The organism is Enterobacter sp. BIGb0383 (assembly GCF_003751845.1).
Classification (GTDB): domain Bacteria; phylum Pseudomonadota; class Gammaproteobacteria; order Enterobacterales; family Enterobacteriaceae; genus BIGb0383.
Window position 1 is genome coordinate 475,578 of sequence record NZ_RJKQ01000002.1, and the last position, 20,362, is coordinate 495,939.

Here is a 20,362-nt window from a genome sequence, read left to right on the forward strand (position 1 = left end):
GGTACTGTTGCCGCAGAGATCCCATGAATCACACCGCTATCTGCTATCGCCACTTTGGCCTTCCGGAGGAGACGCTTAAGGTTGAGTCTGCTCCTCTGCCTCCCTGCCCTGCCGACAGATTACGGGTCAGGATGCTCTGTGCCCCGATCAACGCCTCGGATCTTATTCCGGTGACCGGGGCCTACAGCCATCGCATCACGCCGCCCGTCGTTGCCGGCTATGAAGGCGTCGGCGTAGTGCTATCAGCCCCGCACGGACTTAGCCACCTGACGGGCAAGCGCGTGCTGCCGCTACGCGGTGAAGGGACCTGGCAAACCCACGTTGACTGCGATCCTGACTGGGCGGTCCTCGTTCCGGATGAAATCGACACGGCCCTCGCCGCCCGGGCTTATATTAACCCGCTGGCGGCGCTGCTGATGCTCCGGCTTTATTCCCCGGCAGGCAAGCGGGTGCTGCTGACCGCCGCGGGGTCCGACTGTGCCTTATTACTGGGACAGTGGGCATTGCGGATGGGGGCCGTGTCAGTCGCCGGGATCCATCGCTCTGTCGTTCATGCGCAAAGGCTTATCGACTGCGGCATTACGCCAGTATCGCAGCAGGATGTTCAGGCCGTGGAACGCATTGCCAGGGACTCAGACCTGGTTTTTGACGCCACCGGTGGACAGCTTGCCGAAACCCTCCTGCAAACGCTTCCCGACGCGGCGCTGTTTATCTGCTATGGCCTGCTCTCAGGCCAGCCCTTCCGGCAAACCCGCAGGCTGCCGCGAATGCACTGGTTCCATATTCGAAATTATCTGGACGATCTCACGCCCGCCCGGTGGCAGTCGCTGTTTAGTGAGATCTGGACGTTGCTGAAAATCAGCAGACTCGGCGGCATCCGATGCTTTTCGCAGGCCGACTGGCAAGAGGCAATGGCGTTTTACCGGGCTGAAGGACGGACGGAGAAACCGATGCTGGTGATGGGCGAGATCTAGCAGAAATCCGGAACGCGCCGCGGACAGAGGGCGCGTTCCGGTAACGAGGCGAGAGGCTTACTTATCCAGAGCGATACGGACGACGCTGTCCGGTGCGCTGGTGGAGTGATCCTTGTTAAACGGCTGTTTTACCGTAACAAACAGAGTTTGCCCATCGGCGGACAGCAGCATGCTGTTCGGGTTCGGTGGCAGATCCCAGGATTTTTTCACCGCGTAAGAGGTGGCATCCAGGCTCAGCAGTTTACCGCCGTCACGACGGGTGATGTAAATCTCGTGACGTTTCGGGTTGAATTTCACCGACAGGGAATCGCCCACATCCAGCGTTTTCAGCAGCTTGCCGGTATTGATATCGACCACCAGGGTGGTTTTCGCCTGGGAGTTGTCGGTGACAAACAGACGGCCAGTTTCCGTATCTTCCGCCATGTTCAGCAGCAGAGCCGGTTTGTCGCCCAGCGGCTTCCAGCGGTGTTCGATACGATTATTGCGCGGGTTGATCACCAGGATTTCACCGCCGCCGTTGGCCGCATAGATACGCTGCGTTTTCTCAGAGTAGTGCAGGCCGGTCATCCATTTCCCGGTGTTTTTGATGCGGGTTTTCAGCTTCAGCGTTTCGGCATCCACCACCCAGATCACCGCCGGATCGGCAACCGCGCCGATATAGAGCAGACCGTTGTGCAGCATCACCTGACGCGCACCGTACGGGAAGCCTTCTTTATTGCGCTCGGGGAACAGCGTGCGGCCTTTCACTTTGCCGTCGGCGGTGTTCAGGGCGCTGATGCCGCCGTCCAGGGAGTTGGTGACATACACCACTTTGCCGTCAGCGGAGATATCCATCCCGAAGTTTTTCAGGTCGGTGTGGCTGCGTCCGATGGTTTTCAGGGTTTTAGGATCGAGTTTGTAGACTACGCCGCCCTGCACATCTTTGAAGCCTTCAGAACTGGCAACGTACAGCGCGTCGCCTGCCGGGCTGAGCACCATTTCATACAGGCCGTCGGCCAGATCGCGCTTCACCACGTCAGTTGCCGCAACGGTAGTGGGCTCTTTTGCGACTTCAGGCGCTGCCGGAGCGGATGACTGTGCGGCACAGCCTGTCAGTACCGTTGCCACCAGCAGTGCCAGCGCGGACGTTTTCATCTTCATCAGGGAAATCCTTCACCTTATTAATCAGTCGGGGCGGAGGCTCGTTACCAGGGCTTATGATTATATTCCCTGCGAGCGCAGTAATAACAAAGAGAATGAGAACTATACGCATTCCCTTTGTATTATCAACCCTGATTGCAGGCGGTTTTACCAGAAGCCGACCACTTTCATCCACGCCCCGCCCAGCAGCAGCCAGATAAGGATTGAGGCAATCGATACGATAAAGCTGACGCCCCACCATTGACCGGTGGTGTTATAACCCGAGCCAAACAGCGCCGGACCGGGACCGCCGGAGTACTGGGTCAGCCCCATCGACAGGTTGGAGGTATAACCCAGTACCAGCGCGGCAAAGAGCGGCGGCGCACCGACCGAGATCGCCACCGCCAGGAAAGCCAGATACATAGCGGAAATATGGGCCATCGCAGAGGCGAAGAAATAGCGGGTATAGAAATAGACCAGCACCAGCAGCAGGAATACCGTCAGCCAGTCAAAGTGCCCGACGTAGCCGACGATTTTTTCTGAGATCCAGCTAATCATGCCGTACTTATTGAGCGCATTCGCCATCATCACCAGCACCGCAAACCAGAACATGGTGTCCCAGGCGGTTTTCTCTTCGGCGATGTTTTTCCACGACATAATATTGCTGACCAGCAGGATCGCCAGGCCAATAAAGGCCGAAAGCGTTGCCGGGATAGAGAAGAAGATATCGCCGACGGTCCACAGCAGGATCAGCAGCACAAAGTCGAGGGCGAGGATTTTCTCCGCCAGCGACATTGGCCCCATTTTTCTCAGCTCCTGGCGGGCAATGCCGGGGATTTCCGGGGTCTTTTTCAGTTCAGGCGGGTAGAAGAAATAGAGCACCAGCGGCAGCAGGATCAGGGAGGCGATGCCCGGCACGATGGCACCGATAAACCAGGTGGTCCAGCTAATCTCGACGCCCTGGCTTCTTGCCAGTTCGGCCACCAACGGGTTGCCCGCCATCGCGGTCAGGAACATGGTACAGACGATAGCGTCAATCTGCGAAACGCAGAGCATCAGGAATGCCCCGGCCTTTCTCGCCGTTGGCCCCGGCTCAGACTGGTAGGCGGTCGCGATAGACTGGGTAATCGGGTACATAATGCCGCCGCCACGCGCCGAGGCGGACGGGATCCCCGGGCCGAGCACCAGATCGGAAAGCGCCAGCCCGTAGGCCACGCCCAGCATGCTGGAGCCGCATTTTGAAATAAACCACAGTGCCACGCGCTTGCCGAGGCCGGTTTTGATGACCGCGCGGGAAATAAACATGGCGATACCGATAAGCCAGATGGTGCCGTTGGCAAAGCCGGAGAGCGCTGCCACCTGATCCCCTTTCGCACTCAGCGGCGTCACCCCGGTCAGCGCGGAGACGATCAGTGCGATCATGGTCACCGCCCCCATCGGCAGCACCTTGAGGATAATCGCGAAGATGGTGGCGGCAAAGATGGCAAACATATGCCAGGCATTGGCCGCCAGTCCCGCTGGCGGCGGTATAAACCAGATTATGGCGCCAAACAGCACCGTCAATACGCCTTTCCAGAGCGGAAAGGCCAGTTTTACGTCCACTGTGTTTTTAAGCTCAGTCATAGTTTCACACCCTTAATAGTTACCCCTATTGTGTAGGGGGTGATTCAGGGCGTATTGATATGCATCAAGCTTGATGGCCTGGGCGAAAAACGGGCATTTTGTTGTAGGCAGGCGCACGGACTCGCCAGAGGGTGCTGGTGTGTTTATGCAGCCACCTGTAAACTCGATCATCGCCCGATATCTTTAACCCGGTGACCAGATGCATAAAACAGAAATAGCGCTTATGGTTCTCGTCCTCGCCGTGCTGACGGGCGGCCTGTGGTTCGTCCTTAGCGGTAAGGTTCTGGTCGTCATTAGCTGGCTGGAGACGCTGCTCTATCCGACGATTGTGACGCCGGTTTAACAGGCTATCGCCAGCCAGCCCGGTCATCAGGCTTCCGTCACCTTTGCCTCACCGACTTTCGACGACGAGAAAGACTTCATCAGCTCACCAATATCCACCATATTGAGGACGACCGCCTCTTTCAGCAGCACGATGATATCGGTGGGGTTAGTAAAGAATTTATTCAGCTCGGCAAAACTCAGCTTGGCCCGCTGCCCGTCGGGCCGGGTATAAATGACCAGCCCGTCGCTGAGCACGCGACGCGTCCACTTCTCAAGGCTTTTACCGTCGATGGCGCTGGAAAATCCAGACACAATGGCCATCACGTCCATTTCCCCCTTCTCACCGCTGTTAAGCAGTCCCGAAAGCTCGTTGGCGTCACTTTGCGCCAGCAGCGGTGCAAGGAATTCCTTTTGTAAGTCGGCAATAAACGTCAGGCGACGCCAGGGATCGAGCTGCACCAGGGTGAAAGCGTGGGTGCCAATAACAACATCTTTAGTTTCATTTTCCATCATCGTTTTCCTTGCATGTGCCGCCCGCGCAACGGAGCGTCGCGTGAGCGTTTACGGGTTATGGAAGTCAGCGTTAGCGCTCGGTTAACGCCTCGTTCACCTTATTAAAAGGCTTGATCAGATAGCGGGCGATGGTTTTACGTCCGGTGACAATGTCCACGGAGGCCACCATGCCCGGTGAAATAAACAGTTTCCGATCCTGTTTATTGAGTAAGTAATCCTTCGCGGTACGAATATAGGCCCGGTAGTAGACGACATCCGGCTTCTGCTCATCTTTGATGGTATCCGGGGAGATGGTGATCACCTCGCCAGGCAGGTCGCCATAAATGGAGTAGTCATAGGCGGTAATTTTGACCCGCGCCTTCTGCCCCGGATGGATAAAGGCAATATCACGGGGGAGGATCTGCGCCTCGATCAGCAGCGTATCGTCCAGCGGAACAATGCGCATAATGGCCCCGTTCGGTGGGAGCGTACCGCCGATGGTATTGATTTCGATATCTTTAATAATCCCACGCACCGGAGAGCGCAGGGTCGATTTAGACACCAGATCCTGTCGGCCACGCAGGCCGTGAGTCATACCGGAGATCTCCGCCGAGACTTTTGACAGCTCCTCGCGTGATTTAACGTGATAATTCGCCTGCAGCTCGGACACTTTCATATTCAGATCGACCAGCTGACGCCGCAGACGGATCACCTCGACGGTACTTGAAGCGCCTTCTTTAGCCAGACGCGTGTTAATCGCCAGCTCGTTTTTAATGAGCTTCCGGGCATCCGCAATGTTCTGCATCGCCTCCTCGAACTGCGTTTTTCGCGAGGTGTAGAGGCGCGTTTCAGCCTCAACCAGCACAGGAAAACCGCTTAGCGTCTCGGGAAACGCCAGCGGCGTACCGTTGCCTTCGGCGCTCAGCCTGACCTGCTGGGCCAGCAGCGCACGGTACTTCGCCTCATACTCTTCGAAGGTTGACTCCGTACGCACCACGTCAAGCTGGGCGAGGATTTCACCGGCTTCGACAATCTGTCCCTCTTTGACATAAATACGCTCCAGCACCCCGCCGTCCAGGGACTGGATCACCTGCTCTTTTGAGCCGGGGATCACCTTGCCGTTGCCTTTTGAAACTTCATCAATGCTGAAGAAACTGCACCACACCGCAAACAGGGCTAAAAAAGCGATGATGATGAAAATGACTCGCCGTGCGCCGCTCAGGCTGACCTCGTTCACTCCGGAGAAGGCCACCGCATCGTCAATACCGGCACCATCGGCTGCGAGACCCTGCTTTCTGTTGGCAATAAATACCGTCTGAATAAATTCTGTAACGGCAGCAACCCGGCCTTTTACGCGGGCCCAAAAACTCTGACTTGCCATGCGCTTTTCACCTTCCATTAGAGTGAACCGATAACCTGCTGCTTCGCGGCATCCAGAGCGATACGCCCCTGAGAAATCACCACCACGCGTTCAACCAGCTCAAGGACTTTCTTGCGGTGCGTCGCGATCACCACCGTTTTACCCGCCAGCCAGGGCTGCATACGACTGACAAACTCTGCCTCGGTTTCGTCATCCAGCGACGCGGTGGGTTCATCCAGCAGGACAATATCCGGATTGCGCAAAATCAACCGGCTCAGCAGCAGGGACTGAATCTGACCGCCGGACAGCCCGGTTCCACCCTCCTGCACCCGATAGTCCAGCCCGTTCGGAAGCTGGTGAATAAAGCCCAGCGCCCCGCTTTTTTCCAGCGCGGCCCGCAGTTCCTGGTCGTTAGCCAGCGGCATACCGAGGGTAAGATTTTCGCGGACCGAACCGTAGAACAGGCGCGAACGCTGGGACAGGTAGCCAATATCGCGCCGCAGATCGGCGGGATCGATATTTTCAGGCTTGATACCGTCCAGGGTCATGACGCCTTCTTCACAGATCATCAGACCCGCCAGCGCGTTCAACAGAGAGGACTTGCCGCCGCCGTTGCGCCCCAGCAGCGCAATGCGCTCGCCGGGACGGATCTCCAGGGTGTTGACGTGCAGGGCCGCATGCGAGCTGCTGATATGATGGCGAAAACGCGTATCCTTCAGAAGATAGTGACCGTACAGAGCGGGCTTATGCACCCGCTGGCTCCCCTGGGGATTATCTACCGGCAGGTCCATCAGGCTGTCCAGCCCGGCGATGGCGACTTTGGTTTGCTGCCAGCGGGTGAGGATCCCGGCCAGCTGCGAAATCGGCGCCATCATCCGCGAACTTAATATCGAGGAGGCCACCAGCGCCCCGGTAGAAAGCTCGCCGCTCATCGCCAGCGGCGTGCCGACCAGCACCACGCAGACGAAGACGGCATTCTGGATAAGATAGGACCAGGAGGTGAGCTGGTGAGTCAAATGCTTGAGTTCCAGGCTGCTTTGCGCAGTGGTGGTGGTGTAATGCAGCCACTGCTGCTGGAAACGGTACTCGGCCTGCAGGCTTTTAATATCATCCAGCCCCTGCACGCTCTCCACCAGCATTGCGCTGCGTAGATTGGACTCCCGCATGGCGGCACGCGCCAGCAGCGCCAGTTTATCCTGACACAGGAACCCCGGCAGGACCATCAGCAGCATCCCGGCCAGCGGCACCAGAAAGACAATCCCGCCCAGCATCCAGATAATAAACAGGAACAGGAAGAAGAACGGCAGATCGGCGATTGCCACCACCGTCGAGGAGGTGATCATCTCCCGCACCTGCTCCAGATCCCGCAGCTGGGAAATAAAGGTGCCCGTCGACTGGGGCCGATGGCCGTTGCGGATCCGCAGCGCGTGGCCAAATACCCGATCGGAAATACGCAGATCCGCCCGCTTACCGAGAATATCGGTGATGCTGTAGCGCATCATGCGCAGCATCAGATCGAAAACAAACGCCAGCGCCACGCCGGCAAACAGCACCCACATGGTCGGGTACGACTGGGCCGGAATGATACGGTCGTAGGTTTGCATCGAATAGGTGATACCTGCCAGCCCAAGCACGTTGACAAACAGGGAGCCGAGGATCACGTAAAAATAGGGGCGGATATCGCTGAACACAATCTGCCAGATCCAGTGCTTTTCCGCCGGTTTGATATAGTCATCGACGCGAGGATCGGCCGCGTTTTTCACCGGACGCAACAGCACCACGCGACGGCCATTTTCCAGCAGCTCTTCGCGGGTAAAGGTGGTCAGCAGCCCCTGCTCTTCAGCGAAGGCAAGAATATAGAGCTCGCCCGCCTCAATATTTTTCAGCACCGCCACGCGCCCGTCGTGCATTTCAATCACCACAGGCAGCAGCCAGCTGCTAAAGCGGAAGGTGACCAACGACGCGGTTTTCATGGCCAGCCCGGCTTGTTTCGCCATCATCCGAATCGGATCATCGCCGGTCTGATGCTGGTGCCACTGCGCGGCGATCGTCATTGTCTGTCGGGAAACATCCAGCCGGTAATGGTGCGCCACGTCCGCAATAGCCTCCTGCCAGCTCAGCAGGTCCGGACGCTGCTCACTTTCCACGTCCACAGGCGGCATCGCGACCTGCTGCTCATCTGAAATATCCATCATCATCTTTGTATCCTTACTGCCGACCGGCAATAAAATAATCCGCCAGCTGTCCCGAGTAATATAAGCATTCAACGGAAAGCAGAGTCATGGTGTATGACTGATTGACGATATCCATCCGCGTCTGATGAATTTCCGCCTCGGCCGTCAATAGGTCGGAAAACGAGCGATTACCCAGCTCGATATACTGCATCTTGTAGAGATCGCGGGTTTGCAACGCCTCGCCCTCGCGGGTCTTTTTGGCAACCAGGCTTTCCTGCATGCTGGCAATCTGGCTGGTCGCTTCGTTCAGCTTTTGCACGGCATCGGTTTTTTCCCGATCGAGGTTATACTGCGCGGCCTGCAATACCTGCTCCGACTGGCGGGTCCTCGAGACCTGAGAACCCCCTTCATACAGCGGGACGCTGACGTTGATAAAGACGCCCCAGCGGCCTTTTTTGCTGCTTCGATTCGTCGAGGTACTGTCATCATCAAGCTGATATTCGTAGCTGGGATCCAGCGAAAGCGTCGGGTAATAGTCCGCTTTTGCCGCCGCGACCCTGTCCCGCGCCATATCGATCTGCGCGTGGGCCATGGCGATAGTGGGCGAAGTGATATTCCCGGTGGGCGTATTGCGACAGATCCCCTCCATTCCGTCAGGGAACTGCATGCTTAGCCGGGATGAGACGGCGCTGTTGGTGATGCTGTCCAGCGCCGCCGACCAGCGATTGGCCTGGGCCTGATAGTCATGCTGTGCGGCAACGGATGAGGCTAAGCGCACCTTCGACTGGGAATAATCAGACTGGGCGCTGGCCCCGAGGCTTGCACGCTTACGGGCAATCTCATTAATGGTAGAAAAACCCGTCACCTGCGTGGCCGCAATTTCGGCCAGGCGCTGATAGCGCACGGCCTGCAGATAATCGCTCACCGTTTCATATGCAATATCGCTGACGCTCTTATCCCGGCTGCTCGCCTGATGGCGTGCCGTGGTGTTCGCCAGCCCGACCTTGCTTTCCGTCTTGCCAAAATCGTACAGCAGCTGACTGGCGCTCAGCACCAGCGCGCTGGAGCCTTCATCGCGCCCGCTATACTGGTTCTCTTCAAAACCGGATTTCACCCCGGCGCTCAGCGAAGGCAGCCAGCCCGCCTCCGCTTCATTAATCGCTTCCTGACTTTGCGCCAGCTCCTGCTCCGCGCGTTTAATCAGCGGATGCCACTTCACCGCCAGCGCTACGGCATCCCACAGACTTGTGCTGCTGGCATCCTGACGGCGGGCGGGTGCCACCACGGTGATGGTCGACTCCGCGACCGGCTGCGGCGCTGCAGGCGCCGCAACAAATACCGGCGTGGGCTTTTCCTGCTGCGGTACGACTTCAGCCGTCTCAATATGTTGCACAGCCGCAGACTCCCCACCGTCGTTAAAGGTCACCGGCCAGAGCTTATCTTCGGCGCTGTATCCGTAAGTCGCGCAGGCGAAAACCGCGAAAAAGAGGCAAATTTTCGCGTCGGGAAAATAATAAATTCTCATGGTTAAACGACGTCCTTTCGCTACCAGACCAGGCGGTCCGGATGAGAACAGAATGACTACCGGGTGATAAATGCGCTCCGGGTTACCGGAGCGCAAAGGGTCAATAATTATGCTGCAACAGCGAGGTTATCATCCGTAACAATGGCGATCTGCAGAGTTGCGGTGGCGATTTCAGTGACGTTATCCGCCACGGTCTCACTGGCCGTTTCTTCCGCCGTCCCACCCAGAATGGCGTCCAGATTGATGTCGCCGCTGTCGGTTGACGAGATCGAGTCTTCAATCACGCTTTTGATCAGATCCTGGATTTCAGTGCCGTCGCCGTTCACTACCGAATCGGAACCGAAAGAATCGATAATATCGGTGACCAGTTTCACCACGTTATTAATCAATTCACCCGGCAGCGACAGGATGCTTTTAACAATATCAATGCCATCTTTGACGCTCTCGACAATGGCAGAAATCAGCGACGAAATAGATTCGATCGGATTGCTGATAAGATCGGTGATCTTATCAATAATTGGCTTCAGCAGCGTCTCATACGGATTCTGAATAAACGCATCGAATACCGTTTTCAGGACATCGCTGACCGAATCCTTGATGATGGTAAACGCCTCGCTGAACTTGGTGCTCAGCGCCCCGCCCACTTCAGCAATTTTAGCCGTTACCGAATCGATAAATTTCCCCGGCAGCGCCGTGATGACATCGACAAGATTGTTAAAGACATTACCAACGCTATTGACGATGACATCCTTCACCAGCACCACCCACTTAAGCGGGTTGATCCAGTCTGTCAGCGTCATACCCGACAGCGCATCGGATACGCCCTGGGTAATTCCGGAAACGACCGCACCAATACCTTCAGTGATGCTACCAAGCACTTCTTTTACGGCGTCAAAGCCCAAGCTGAACAGTGAGCTAAAGAAGGTGGCTCCGGTGCCAATCAGGTTACCAACGGCACTGAATGCGGTCCCTACGGCATCGACAACGGCACCAATTTTGCCCGCCAGCACATCGGTGACAGCACCGATACCGTCCATAATATCGCTAATCACCGACTGGATGATTTCAACCGGTTTAGAGTCGAGGATTTGCTGGAAGATAGCCTTTGCCGAATCAATGATAGACTGGGCAAAATCCTGCAGCGCTTCAAAGAATGTTTTATGCGTGTCACTCTGCAGACCCGTATCGATGCTCTGTAGATCGCTGACATCAATAGATCCCCCTGTTTCCGGGATCAGCTGAGCTTCAACATCAGGACTCACCTTCGCTATCGCTTCCTCTGCAGCGACCACTGCAGCATTGGCATTGTCCGCAGCAACAGCGGCAGCCGCCAGCGCGGCATTGGCCTTGGCGATACTCAGGTTCACTTCATCGATGCGATCAAGCTGATTGTTTTCCAGCACTTCCGCCTTCAGCGCCAGGGCGGCACTCAGCTGCCCTGCCGCTTCGGCTTTTTGCTGTACTGCCGCTTCCATCGCTTCATTCGCGGCCAGAACGGCTTCATTTGCCGCGTCCAGATCCAGCTTGTTCTGCTGCGCCTGGGCAATGGCTTCAGCAATCGCCAGAGCCGTCTCATCGCACTCGGTCTGCAAGCGGCTGAGCAGAGAGCCGCAAATGCCTGCGTCAAAGCCCTGCTCCTGCGCATTCTGAATCAGCTGTTCCAGCTGGTTGATCAGCTCCTGCATCTCGGCTAACGCCTGGTCCGCCTGCTCCTGATATTGCGTACAGGAGCCCACGTTTTCCTCTGTCGGCTGACACTTCGCCAGCTCAACATCGCTCTGGGTGCTGGCAAGGCTAAGCTGGACAGTGGTGAAGGCTTCTCCGGTGGCTGCGGCAATCAGCGCCAGCGCGGTTTCCGTCAGAACCACCGCGGCATCACTGGCTTCAGTGGCGGTAACGATGCTCTGCTGTGCGGCGGTTTCAGCCTGCTCGGCGGCCGTAGTATCAATGCCTTTGGCTTTCGCATTGTCGATCGCCGTCTGATGAGCGGTACTGGCCGTTTGCAGCGCCTGTGCAGCCTCGTCCAGAGCAGCTTTCGCCGTGTTTACCGCGGCAACAGAGGCATCATCCTGGGTTGCTTTCATCGCCACAACCGCAGCCTCAAGCTCCTGCAGTGAAGCGTCTAAGCTTGCGCTGCTGGCATCAAGCGCCGCCTGGGTCTCGGTCAGCGCTTTCGCTGCCGCCTGCGTACTCTCATCGTTGCTGCTGTTATTGTGGTTATCATCGCTGCTGTTGCGGTTATAAATCGCTATACCGCCGCCAATAGCCGCCAGCCCCACCAGAGGAATGGCCCATGCCGCAGTGCTGATTCCGCCCTCTTCCGCTGCGATCACCTCGTTCATACTGGCGACAGGCGTAAAGCTCAGACCCGCAAAACTTTGGGAATTGTAGTCCGCCACATAGAGGCTTCCGCCATCATCAAGCACTAGCTTGTTTTTTACCCCACCATTCGCGACAAAGAAGTTCTCCAGCGTGACTTTCTCGCCATCTTTCATCACCAGGAGCAGGTCGTTATTGACTTTTTGTGAGCCAATAATGCCGCCTTTAGGGACTTCCATTTTAACGGTAACGCCCGGCTGGGTAATATTGTAGCGCCCGCCGACCACCATTGACTTTATATTTCCAGAAGCGGAAATAATCTCCATTTTCTGCATGACGTCTTCCTCTGTTCAGAGCATCTTAATTATTAAGAGTTCATTAACAATACTGCAACAACCGTCTATATTCCCAGTAAAAACCGTGTTCCAGTGTGGCTAGGGAATATAACCCATGGGGTATTAAAATGGCATATACCCGGGGTGAATTAAGAATGTACGCACAAAACACACATTATTTAGCCAATATGTTTCGTTTTCACTCGGTTTAATTAGATGGACATTAGGATTCGTCCCACAAAGAAACAAATACAGAGTGGGTTATGGGCCAGTTTTATATGATGACTTTAGTAGAGCATAGCGTTAAAAACATTATAATCTCTGTCAGACATGGACAAATAAGATTACGGATATCATGACACAGCGAAAGACAAAAGGACTGGCTATTGTCGGTGGATGCCACTACACCGCAAATGGGCTTAACTCATTGTTGGAAAGTTGTTTTTTCCATAGCCAACTTATTACCTACGAACGCCTTGATGATATTCACGAGAGCAATAATGCCGTACAAATTATCGCTGTAATAAATGAATGCAATATCAATTACAGCGACATTCAGTGGATCGAAAGGCGACTGGCTAAGGTCGGTAAAGCGAATATGCTCATTGTGTGCCACGATGTGTTGCAGAAGATATTATCCTGCGTATTCAAAATTGATTGTTTATATGTTTCGCATAATGCGCCACTGTGCGATGTAAAAGAGGCTATTGTCAGATTATTGTTGGAAAGAGAGCGAGTCCCTCATCAGCGAATGAATACCCGATTAACCGGCATTGAATCACGAATTCTGATGATGCTGGCAGAGGGACTTTCCGTAAAAGAGATCTCTGAGATAAGGCATCGAAATATCAAAACCATCAGCAGCCTTAAAGCCCGACTGATGCGCAAAATGGGCATGCCCAATACCCTAAAAGCGCTGTCGATTATCTCTATTTATATGAAGTCGCTGACGTCATCAGGGCTCAAATCGCACCACTGAAACTGTACCGCAGACCATAGCAGAAGGCCTGTGGCTTCCATAATGTCACCGCCGAGCTTCTTCCCGCCCCTTAGTGAGTAGCCGAGCGTTAATGCGTGTTTTCTTGCCCGCTATCGCTGTATAATTTTGTACATAACGTTTATCAGGTAGCGCAAAATGAAAAATAAATGGAGCCGCACGCTGTGGCTGGCAGGACTGTTTTTTGTCTTTTCTAATGTATGGGCGGCACGGCAGGTTACTGACCAGCTGGGACGTCAGGTCACAATCCCTGACCATGTTAACCGCGTGGTGGTCCTCCAGCATCAGACCCTGAACCTGCTGGTGCAGCTGGACGCGCAGGAGAGCGTCGTCGGTATCCTGTCGAGCTGGAAAAAACAGCTGGGCGAGCACTATATTCGTCTGGCACCGGGCCTTGTCAATCTGCCGATGCCGGGCGACCTGACGCAGGTGAATATTGAGAGTCTGCTGAAACTCGCCCCTCAGGTGGTGTTTGTCGCAAATTATGCCCCGCCGGAAATGATTTCGCAGATCGAGCAGGCGGGTATCCCGGTGGTTGCCATTTCCCTGCGTCAGGATAGTGCAGGAGAAGCCAATAAAATCAACCCGGCAATGACCGATGAAGACACCGCCTATAACGAAGGGCTGAAAACCGGTATTCGCCTGATTGGCGAGGTGGTGGAGCGGCAGAAACAGGCCCAGGCGCTGATCGATTACACATTCAATGCCCGTCAGCAGGTCAGTACGCGCTTACAAACTATTGCTCCCGAGAAACGCATTCGCGTCTATATGGCAAACCCTGACCTCACCACTTACGGTTCGGGGAAATACACCGGCCTGATGATGTCACACGCCGGGGCCATCAACGTCGCGGCCGCCTCCATCAAAGGCTTTAAGCAGGTTTCCATTGAGAACGTGCTGGAGTGGAACCCGCAGGTTATTTTCGTCCAGGATCGCTACCCGGACGAGGTGAATAAAATCCAGAACGATCCGGCGTGGCAGGCTATTGATGCCGTGAAAAATCATCGGGTTTACCTGATGCCGGAGTACGCTAAGGCCTGGGGCTACCCGATGCCGGAGGCGCTGGCGATTGGCGAACTGTGGATGGCGAAGAAACTCTATCCTGAACGCTTCGCCGATGTGGATATGCAAAAAGCAGCGGATGCGTATTACCAGCGCTTCTACCGCATGGACTATCGCCCGGCCCAATGAAACCTCGTTCGTACCGCATTACCCTGCTGGCGGTCATCACACTGACGCTGGCAATCTCCGTTTGCTCGCTGGGGATGGGCCACTATGGCCTCTCTCCCTGGCGGGTAGTGCAAATCCTGATCGAGCCACTGTCGGGACGCCACCCGACGATTAGCGATATTGAACGCCAGGTCGTGTGGAGCGTCCGACTCCCCCGCATATTGCTGGCGCTGTGTGCCGGTGCCGGGCTGGCGCTGAGCGGCGCAACCCTGCAGGGCGTTTTTCGTAACCCGCTGGTCGACCCGCATATTATCGGCGTCTCTGCCGGTGCGGCTTTTGGTGGCACCTTAGCGATTCTGCTGAGCTGGTCTCCGCTGTTGCTGCTGCTCTCCACCTTTACCTTCGGTATGACGGCATTGCTGCTGATCTTCGTGATGGCGACGGCGCTGGGGAAACATAACGTTCTGATCCTGATTCTGGCCGGGGTGATCCTCAGCGGCTTCTTCGGCGCGCTGGTCAGCCTGATGCAGTACCTGGCGGATACGGAAGAGAAACTCCCGAATATCGTTTTCTGGCTGCTGGGCAGTTTCGCCACCGCGCGGCCGGATAAGCTGCTGACTCTGGCAGCCGTGCTGTGCGTCGCAGGCGGCCTGCTGCTGCGATTACGCTGGCATATTAACGTTCTGTCGATGGGTGAACAGGATGCGCGGGCGCTGGGTGTGGCCGTCCAGCCCCTGCGCTGGCTGATTTTATGCCTGTGCGCCGCTATCGCCGCCGCACAGGTTGCGGTCAGCGGAAGCATTGGCTGGATCGGGCTGGTCATCCCCCACGTTGCGCGTCTGCTGGTCGGGGCCGATCACCGGCGTTTGCTGCCGGTCTCCCTGTGGCTGGGCGGCGCATTTATGCTGCTGGTGGACACTCTGGCCCGAACCCTGAGTGCCGCCGAGATCCCGGTGGGGATCCTGACGGCGCTGCTCGGAGCACCGGTTTTTGCCGTGCTGCTGTACCGCACCCGGCACCAGAACAGAGGAGGCTAACATGCCCACGATCCCCTTATCGACCGTCGGACTGGAGTATGGCTATCTTCCTCAGCAGGGGCTTTTTCCGCCGCTGGATCTCCGCTGCCGGGCCGGTGAAGTCACCGCCATTCTCGGCACTAACGGGCGCGGCAAAACCACGCTGCTGCATACGCTGATCGGCCACTTACCGCCGATTGCCGGAACGCTTCATTGCACGGACCCGGTCGGCTTTGTGCCGCAGATATTTACCCCGCCCTTTGCCTATAGCGTGCTGGATATGGTGCTGATGGGCCGTGCGGCCAGGATCCGTCTGTTCGCCTTGCCCTCCGCGCACGATGTGGCGGTAGCCCGCGATGCGCTGGCCCAGCTCGGCATTACCGATTTGGCCGACAGGGATTTTAACGCGCTCTCCGGCGGGCAGCGCCAGCTGGTGCTGATTGCCCGCGCACTGGCGTCCGAGTGCCGGATGCTGATTCTGGATGAACCCACCGCCGCGCTCGACTGGCAAAACCAGGCCCATGTCCTGCGCCTGCTTCAGCGACTGGCCAGGACGACCGATCTCAGTATTCTGCTGACCACCCACGATCCCGCCCACGCTCTGGCGATAGCCGACCGGGCGCTGCTGCTGATGGCGGATCGCCAGTTTCTCTATGGCTCCTGCGATGAGACGATCACCGAAGAGAATCTCTCCCGTCTTTACGGCCTGCCGGTAAGGGAGGTCAGCGTGGAAGGTTACCGCACGCTGGTGCCGCTTCTGAACAAAGAGGAAGCCTTGTGAACGCGTCCCTGAATATTTACGCTGCCGGCAGCCTGCGCCGCGCCTTTACGCCACTGCTGGAGACGTTTAGCCAGCGCTATGCCGTCGATATCACCCCCACTTTCGGCCCGGCCGGGCTGTTAAGCGAGGCGATTCTTCGCGGGGATGCCGTGGATCTCTTTGCCTCCGCCAACTGCGCCCATCCGCTGCGCCTGAAAAACCTGGGTCTGGCGGAAGAGACCGCGCTCTTTACCCGCAACCAGCTCTGTATTGTGATGCGCAATATTCCCGAGCTGACCTCGCAGTCCTGGCTGATGGCCCTGCGCGATCCGCGTTTTATCCTGTCCACCTCGACGCCGGGCAGCGATCCGGGCGGGGATTATGCGGTTCAGCTCTTTGAGCGCATCGAGCATCTCCATCGCGGCTGGGGAAAAGCCCTGCGTGAACGGGCCAGAGCGCTGGTCGGCGGTCCCGCGAGCGAGAGTGTTCCCGCCGGGATGATGGCGGCCAGCTGGCTGATTCGCTCCGGGCGGGCTGATATTCATATTGGCTATGCCAGCTATCTGCCGTTGCTGATCGGTCAGCCGGATCTGCACGTACTCCAGCTTCCTGCGCCTTACCGCATTGATGCTGACTATATGCTGGCGCTAATCAAACCCGCCCGTTCCGAAGCCCGGCTGCTCGCGGACTATATTCAGTCCCCGGAAGGACAAGGTTTTCTGCTCAATAACGGCTTTACCCCGCTGCTTTAGGCACGAAACCCGGCCAACGGCCGTGAATTTTGCTATTATTGCCGCACACCGCGCCGCACGATGCTGGCGTCGCCTTTCGTTTTGTCGTTCTGATCGAGTAACCACTGTGAGTACAACCGCTTTCTCTTCTCTTCCGCTGCCTGCTGAGCAGTTATCCAACCTTACTGAGCTGGGCTACAGCGCAATGACGCCGGTTCAGGCGATGACGCTGCCTGCCGTACTGAGCGGCGCGGACGTGCGGGCCAGGGCAAAAACCGGCAGCGGCAAAACGGCGGCGTTTGGTATCGGGCTGCTCAACCGCATTGCAGTGGGCGACTTCTGCACCCAGGCGCTGGTCCTCTGCCCGACCCGTGAACTGGCGGATCAGGTAAGCAAAGAGCTGCGCCGCCTGGCGCGTTTTGCGCAAAACATTAAAATCCTGACCCTCTGCGGCGGCCAGCCGATGGGCCACCAGCTCGACTCGCTGGTTCATGCCCCGCATATTGTCGTCGGTACGCCTGGACGCATTCAGGAACATTTACGCAAAAAATCACTGGTGCTGGACAGCCTCAAGGTACTGGTGCTGGATGAAGCGGACCGGATGCTCGATATGGGCTTTACCGACGCTATCGACGATGTCATCTCCTATACGCCACCGGATCGCCAGACCCTGCTCTTCTCAGCCACTTATCCGGAAGAGATCGAACGCATCAGCGCCCGCGTACAGCGCGATCCGCAGCGTTTTGACGTGGAAGATGATGCCGAGGAAACCCGCATCGAACAGCGTTTCTACGAAACGACCAAAGAACAGCGTATGCCGCTACTGACGGCGCTGCTGGGACATTATCAACCAGCTTCCTGCGTCATCTTCTGTAATACCAAACGCGACTGCCAGAGCGTCTTTGACGCGCTGGATGCTCGCGGTATCAGCGTGCTGGCTCTGCATGGCGATCTGGAACAGCGCGACCGCGATCGGGTGCTGGTCCGCTTCGCCAATCGCAGCTGCCGCGTTCTGGTCGCAACCGACGTTGCCGCCCGCGGTCTCGACATTAAAGAGCTGGAGCTGGTGATTAACTTTGAGCTGGCTTTCGACCCGGAAGTCCACGTCCACCGCATTGGCCGTACAGGCCGTGCCGGAATGGAAGGACTGGCCATCAGTCTCTGTACGCCGCAGGAAATCAGCCGCGCTAATGCGATTGATGACTATCCCGGGATGCAGGTCACGTGGGCGCCGGCCAGCGAAATTAGCCGCAGCAACAGCGCTCCGCTCGAACCAGAGATGGTGACCCTGTGTATTGATGGCGGCCGTAAAGCCAAAATACGCCCTGGCGACATTCTCGGTGCGCTGACCGGTGATGCGGGGCTGACGGCGGCGGAAGTGGGTAAAATCGATATGTATCCGGTGCATGCCTATGTGGCGATCCGTAAAGCCAGCGCAAAACGGGCTTTACAGCAGCTGCAGAGCGGCAAGATTAAAGGCAAGAGTTGTAAAGTGCTGCTGTTAAAATAAACCGCAATAATAAGAGCCGCCCATCAGGCGGCTCAGCATCAGACAAGAGACTCTTTAACTTCTGATTTTGCGGTAAACAAAGAGCACGACCAGCGCGCCGATAATCGCCACCACAAAGCTGCCGAAATTAAACCCGTCGACCCGACCGAAGCCAAAAAAGGTGCTGATCCATCCGCCCACGACGGCACCGATGATCCCCAGAACAACGGTAATAATAAACCCACCGCCATCCTTACCCGGCATAATCCACTTCGCCAGAATACCTGCAATCAACCCAAAAATAATCCAGGAAAGAATACCCATTATTCACCTCATCCATTAAAAGCTACAGACAAAACTAACCTGATTAAGCCTGGCACATCATGGCCATTCTGCCTGCCAGGATAAGAAAAAATCCCGCTATTTCAGACCTATTGCCAGAGAAGAGACGTTCATATTTTTGTCATCTGCATTGGTTTTACTCTATGTGTAAACGGATGTTATTTTTCTTAAATAAAAGCGAGCGTAACGATATGCAACGTAAACTGCTGGTTTCTCTTATTGTTTCCCTGATGGCGGGCAGCGCCATCGCTGCCGACGCCGATTATCACCGCCAGGCTCAGGGCGACCTGACTCAGCCGGGCGGCGCACGCCGACTGACAGCGGATCAGACCGAGTTTCTGAAAGCCTCTCTCAGTAATAAAACGGCGAAAAATGTCATCCTGCTGATTGGCGACGGCATGGGGGATTCTGAGATTACCGCAGCGCGCAACTATGCTCTGGGTGCGGGCGGCTCCTTTGAGGGTATCGATGCCCTGCCGCTCACCGGACAGTACACCCACTACTCGCTGGATAAAAAAACCCATAAGCCGAACTATGTGACCGACTCCGCCGCCTCCGCGACCGCCTGGTCCAGCGGCGTGAAGAGCTATAACGGCGCGCTGGGCGTTGACGTTAATGGCAAGGATCACCAGACCCTGCTGGAAATTGCCAAAGCGGCGGGCAAAGCCACCGGCAACGTGACCACTTCCGAGTTACAGGATGCCACCCCGGCCGCGCAGGCTTCGCACGTCACCTCACGTAAATGCTACGGCCCGGTGAAAACCAGCGAGCTGTGTGCCACCAACGCGCTGGAAAACGGCGGTCGCGGCTCCATCACCGAACAGCTGCTGGTCACCCGCGCCGATGTCACCCTCGGCGGCGGTGCGGCGACGTTTAAAGAAATGGCGAAGGCCGGTAAATTCCAGGGACAAACCCTGAGCGAGCAGGCCAAAGCCATGGGCTATCAGCTGGTCACGGACGCCAGCAGCCTGAACGGTATTACCGCTGCGAATCAGGACAAGCCGCTGCTGGGGCTGTTCGCCGACGGCAACATGCCCGTGCGCTGGCTGGGGCCGAAAGCCACCTACCACGGCAATCTGGACCAGCCGCCGGTCACCTGTGAAGTCAACGCCAAACGCGACGCCAGCGTGCCAACGCTGGCACAGATGACCGATAAAGCCATCGACCTGCTGAGCAAGCAGCCGAACGGTTTCTTCCTGCAGGTCGAAGGAGCCTCTATCGATAAGCAGGATCACGCCGCCAACCCGTGTGGGCAAATTGGCGAGACTGTCGATCTGGATGAAGCCGTGCAAAAAGCGCTGGAGTTCGCCCGCCGCGACGGCAATACGCTGGTGATCGTGACCGCCGACCACGCCCACTCAAGCCAAATCCTTGAGAACGGCTCAAAAGCGCCGGGGCTGACGCAGGCGCTCAACACCAAAGATGACGCAGTGATGACCATCAGCTATGGCAACTCAGAAGACGATTCGCAAAACCACACCGGCAGCCAGCTTCGCGTTGCCGCCTACGGCCCTCACGCCGCGAACGTCGTCGGCCTGACCGACCAGACCGACCTGTTCTACACGATGAGAAACGCGCTGGGTTTAAAATAGGCCCCCACCCGCTTTAAAAA

At 56.6% G+C, this 20,362-nt stretch carries 17 protein-coding genes; 9 read left to right on the forward strand and 8 right to left on the reverse strand.

The window, feature by feature from the left end:
* The first annotated feature begins 23 nt into the window (after nt 1–23).
* Complete coding sequence (locus tag EDF81_RS10640) at nt 24–974, forward strand: zinc-dependent alcohol dehydrogenase family protein (protein ID WP_123348115.1); 951 nt, start codon at nt 24–26, stop codon at nt 972–974.
* A 57-nt stretch (nt 975–1,031) separates the two neighbouring features.
* Here the strand turns inward: EDF81_RS10640 and EDF81_RS10645 are convergent, their stop codons facing one another.
* Nucleotides 1,032–2,114 carry a YncE family protein gene (locus tag EDF81_RS10645; RefSeq protein ID WP_123348116.1) on the reverse strand — a complete coding sequence of 361 codons (1,083 nt, stop codon included), beginning with the start codon at nt 2,112–2,114 and terminating at the stop codon, nt 1,032–1,034.
* A 147-nt stretch (nt 2,115–2,261) separates the two neighbouring features.
* Nucleotides 2,262–3,716 (reverse strand): DASS family sodium-coupled anion symporter, encoded by a 1,455-nt coding sequence (locus EDF81_RS10650; protein WP_123348117.1) that lies wholly within the window; start codon nt 3,714–3,716, stop codon nt 2,262–2,264.
* Nucleotides 3,717–3,915: 199 nt separating this feature from the next.
* On the opposite strand from EDF81_RS10650, the gene EDF81_RS23935 reads away from it, so the two are divergent.
* Nucleotides 3,916–4,059 carry an Ecr family regulatory small membrane protein gene (locus EDF81_RS23935; RefSeq protein ID WP_148049923.1) on the forward strand — a complete coding sequence of 48 codons (144 nt, stop codon included), beginning with the start codon at nt 3,916–3,918 and terminating at the stop codon, nt 4,057–4,059.
* Nucleotides 4,060–4,085: 26 nt separating this feature from the next.
* Here EDF81_RS23935 and EDF81_RS10655 read toward each other — a convergent pair whose 3' ends face one another.
* The 5 genes from EDF81_RS10655 to EDF81_RS10675 form a co-directional block, all read right to left on the reverse strand.
* Nucleotides 4,086–4,553, reverse strand: a complete 468-nt coding sequence (locus EDF81_RS10655; RefSeq protein ID WP_148049924.1) for a phage tail assembly chaperone — start codon at nt 4,551–4,553, stop codon at nt 4,086–4,088.
* A 70-nt stretch (nt 4,554–4,623) separates the two neighbouring features.
* A complete protein-coding gene (locus EDF81_RS10660; protein WP_123349029.1) occupies nt 4,624–5,913 on the reverse strand; it encodes an HlyD family efflux transporter periplasmic adaptor subunit in 1,290 nt (429 codons plus the stop codon).
* Nucleotides 5,914–5,930: 17 nt separating this feature from the next.
* Nucleotides 5,931–8,090, reverse strand: coding sequence for a type I secretion system permease/ATPase (locus EDF81_RS10665; RefSeq protein WP_260232696.1), 2,160 nt, complete (start codon nt 8,088–8,090; stop codon nt 5,931–5,933).
* A gap of 10 nt (nt 8,091–8,100) precedes the next feature.
* Nucleotides 8,101–9,591 (reverse strand): TolC family protein, encoded by a 1,491-nt coding sequence (locus tag EDF81_RS10670; protein WP_123348119.1) that lies wholly within the window; start codon nt 9,589–9,591, stop codon nt 8,101–8,103.
* Between the two features lie 107 nt (nt 9,592–9,698).
* Nucleotides 9,699–12,245, reverse strand: a complete 2,547-nt coding sequence (locus tag EDF81_RS10675; protein ID WP_123348120.1) for a BapA/Bap/LapF family prefix-like domain-containing protein — start codon at nt 12,243–12,245, stop codon at nt 9,699–9,701.
* Between the two features lie 355 nt (nt 12,246–12,600).
* Between EDF81_RS10675 and EDF81_RS10680 the strand changes: the two genes are divergently transcribed.
* The 6 genes from EDF81_RS10680 (at nt 12,601) to dbpA (ending at nt 18,429) form a co-directional block, all read left to right on the forward strand.
* A complete protein-coding gene (locus EDF81_RS10680; protein WP_123348121.1) occupies nt 12,601–13,224 on the forward strand; it encodes a helix-turn-helix transcriptional regulator in 624 nt (207 codons plus the stop codon).
* 156 nt (nt 13,225–13,380) lie between these two features.
* On the forward strand, nt 13,381–14,433 hold the full coding sequence (locus EDF81_RS10685) for an ABC transporter substrate-binding protein (RefSeq protein WP_123348122.1): 1,053 nt from the start codon (nt 13,381–13,383) through the stop codon (nt 14,431–14,433).
* Nucleotides 14,430–15,449, forward strand: a complete 1,020-nt coding sequence (locus tag EDF81_RS10690) for an iron ABC transporter permease (RefSeq protein WP_123348123.1) — start codon at nt 14,430–14,432, stop codon at nt 15,447–15,449. The genes EDF81_RS10685 and EDF81_RS10690 overlap by 4 nt, the downstream gene beginning before the upstream one ends.
* A 1-nt stretch (nt 15,450) precedes the next feature.
* Entirely contained in the window at nt 15,451–16,209 is a 759-nt protein-coding gene (locus EDF81_RS10695; protein ID WP_123348124.1) for an ABC transporter ATP-binding protein, read from the forward strand.
* Nucleotides 16,206–16,940, forward strand: coding sequence for a molybdate ABC transporter substrate-binding protein (locus tag EDF81_RS10700; RefSeq protein ID WP_123348125.1), 735 nt, complete (start codon nt 16,206–16,208; stop codon nt 16,938–16,940). The genes EDF81_RS10695 and EDF81_RS10700 overlap by 4 nt, the downstream gene beginning before the upstream one ends.
* A 106-nt stretch (nt 16,941–17,046) precedes the next feature.
* Nucleotides 17,047–18,429 carry an ATP-dependent RNA helicase DbpA gene (gene dbpA, locus EDF81_RS10705; protein WP_123348126.1) on the forward strand — a complete coding sequence of 461 codons (1,383 nt, stop codon included), beginning with the start codon at nt 17,047–17,049 and terminating at the stop codon, nt 18,427–18,429.
* A gap of 54 nt (nt 18,430–18,483) precedes the next feature.
* On the opposite strand, the gene EDF81_RS10710 is transcribed toward dbpA, so the two are convergent.
* Nucleotides 18,484–18,732: a GlsB/YeaQ/YmgE family stress response membrane protein gene (locus EDF81_RS10710; protein WP_123348127.1), complete on the reverse strand. Its 249-nt coding sequence runs from the start codon at nt 18,730–18,732 to the stop codon at nt 18,484–18,486.
* Between the two features lie 209 nt (nt 18,733–18,941).
* Here EDF81_RS10710 and phoA point away from each other — a divergent pair, with 209 nt between their 5' ends.
* Nucleotides 18,942–20,342 (forward strand): alkaline phosphatase, encoded by a 1,401-nt coding sequence (gene phoA, locus EDF81_RS10715; RefSeq protein ID WP_123349031.1) that lies wholly within the window; start codon nt 18,942–18,944, stop codon nt 20,340–20,342.
* Nucleotides 20,343–20,362: the final 20 nt, after the last annotated feature.

Excerpts from the sequence above, each read along its gene's own strand:
- EDF81_RS10665 (WP_260232696.1), bottom strand. The coding sequence starts at position 8,090 with ATGATGATGGATATTTCAGATGAGCAGCAGGTCGCGATGCCGCCTGTG.
- EDF81_RS10650 (WP_123348117.1), bottom strand. The coding sequence starts at position 3,716 with ATGACTGAGCTTAAAAACACAGTGGACGTAAAACTGGCCTTTCCGCTC.
- EDF81_RS10710 (WP_123348127.1), bottom strand. The coding sequence starts at position 18,732 with ATGGGTATTCTTTCCTGGATTATTTTTGGGTTGATTGCAGGTATTCTG.
- phoA (WP_123349031.1), top strand. The coding sequence starts at position 18,942 with ATGCAACGTAAACTGCTGGTTTCTCTTATTGTTTCCCTGATGGCGGGC.
- EDF81_RS10695 (WP_123348124.1), top strand. The coding sequence starts at position 15,451 with ATGCCCACGATCCCCTTATCGACCGTCGGACTGGAGTATGGCTATCTT.
- EDF81_RS10645 (WP_123348116.1), bottom strand. The coding sequence starts at position 2,114 with ATGAAGATGAAAACGTCCGCGCTGGCACTGCTGGTGGCAACGGTACTG.
- EDF81_RS10640 (WP_123348115.1), top strand. The coding sequence starts at position 24 with ATGAATCACACCGCTATCTGCTATCGCCACTTTGGCCTTCCGGAGGAG.
- EDF81_RS10680 (WP_123348121.1), top strand. The coding sequence starts at position 12,601 with ATGACACAGCGAAAGACAAAAGGACTGGCTATTGTCGGTGGATGCCAC.
- EDF81_RS10670 (WP_123348119.1), bottom strand. The coding sequence starts at position 9,591 with ATGAGAATTTATTATTTTCCCGACGCGAAAATTTGCCTCTTTTTCGCG.
- EDF81_RS10660 (WP_123349029.1), bottom strand. The coding sequence starts at position 5,913 with ATGGCAAGTCAGAGTTTTTGGGCCCGCGTAAAAGGCCGGGTTGCTGCC.
- EDF81_RS10655 (WP_148049924.1), bottom strand. The coding sequence starts at position 4,553 with ATGATGGAAAATGAAACTAAAGATGTTGTTATTGGCACCCACGCTTTC.
- EDF81_RS10690 (WP_123348123.1), top strand. The coding sequence starts at position 14,430 with ATGAAACCTCGTTCGTACCGCATTACCCTGCTGGCGGTCATCACACTG.
- EDF81_RS10685 (WP_123348122.1), top strand. The coding sequence starts at position 13,381 with ATGAAAAATAAATGGAGCCGCACGCTGTGGCTGGCAGGACTGTTTTTT.
- EDF81_RS10675 (WP_123348120.1), bottom strand. The coding sequence starts at position 12,245 with ATGCAGAAAATGGAGATTATTTCCGCTTCTGGAAATATAAAGTCAATG.
- EDF81_RS23935 (WP_148049923.1), top strand. The coding sequence starts at position 3,916 with ATGCATAAAACAGAAATAGCGCTTATGGTTCTCGTCCTCGCCGTGCTG.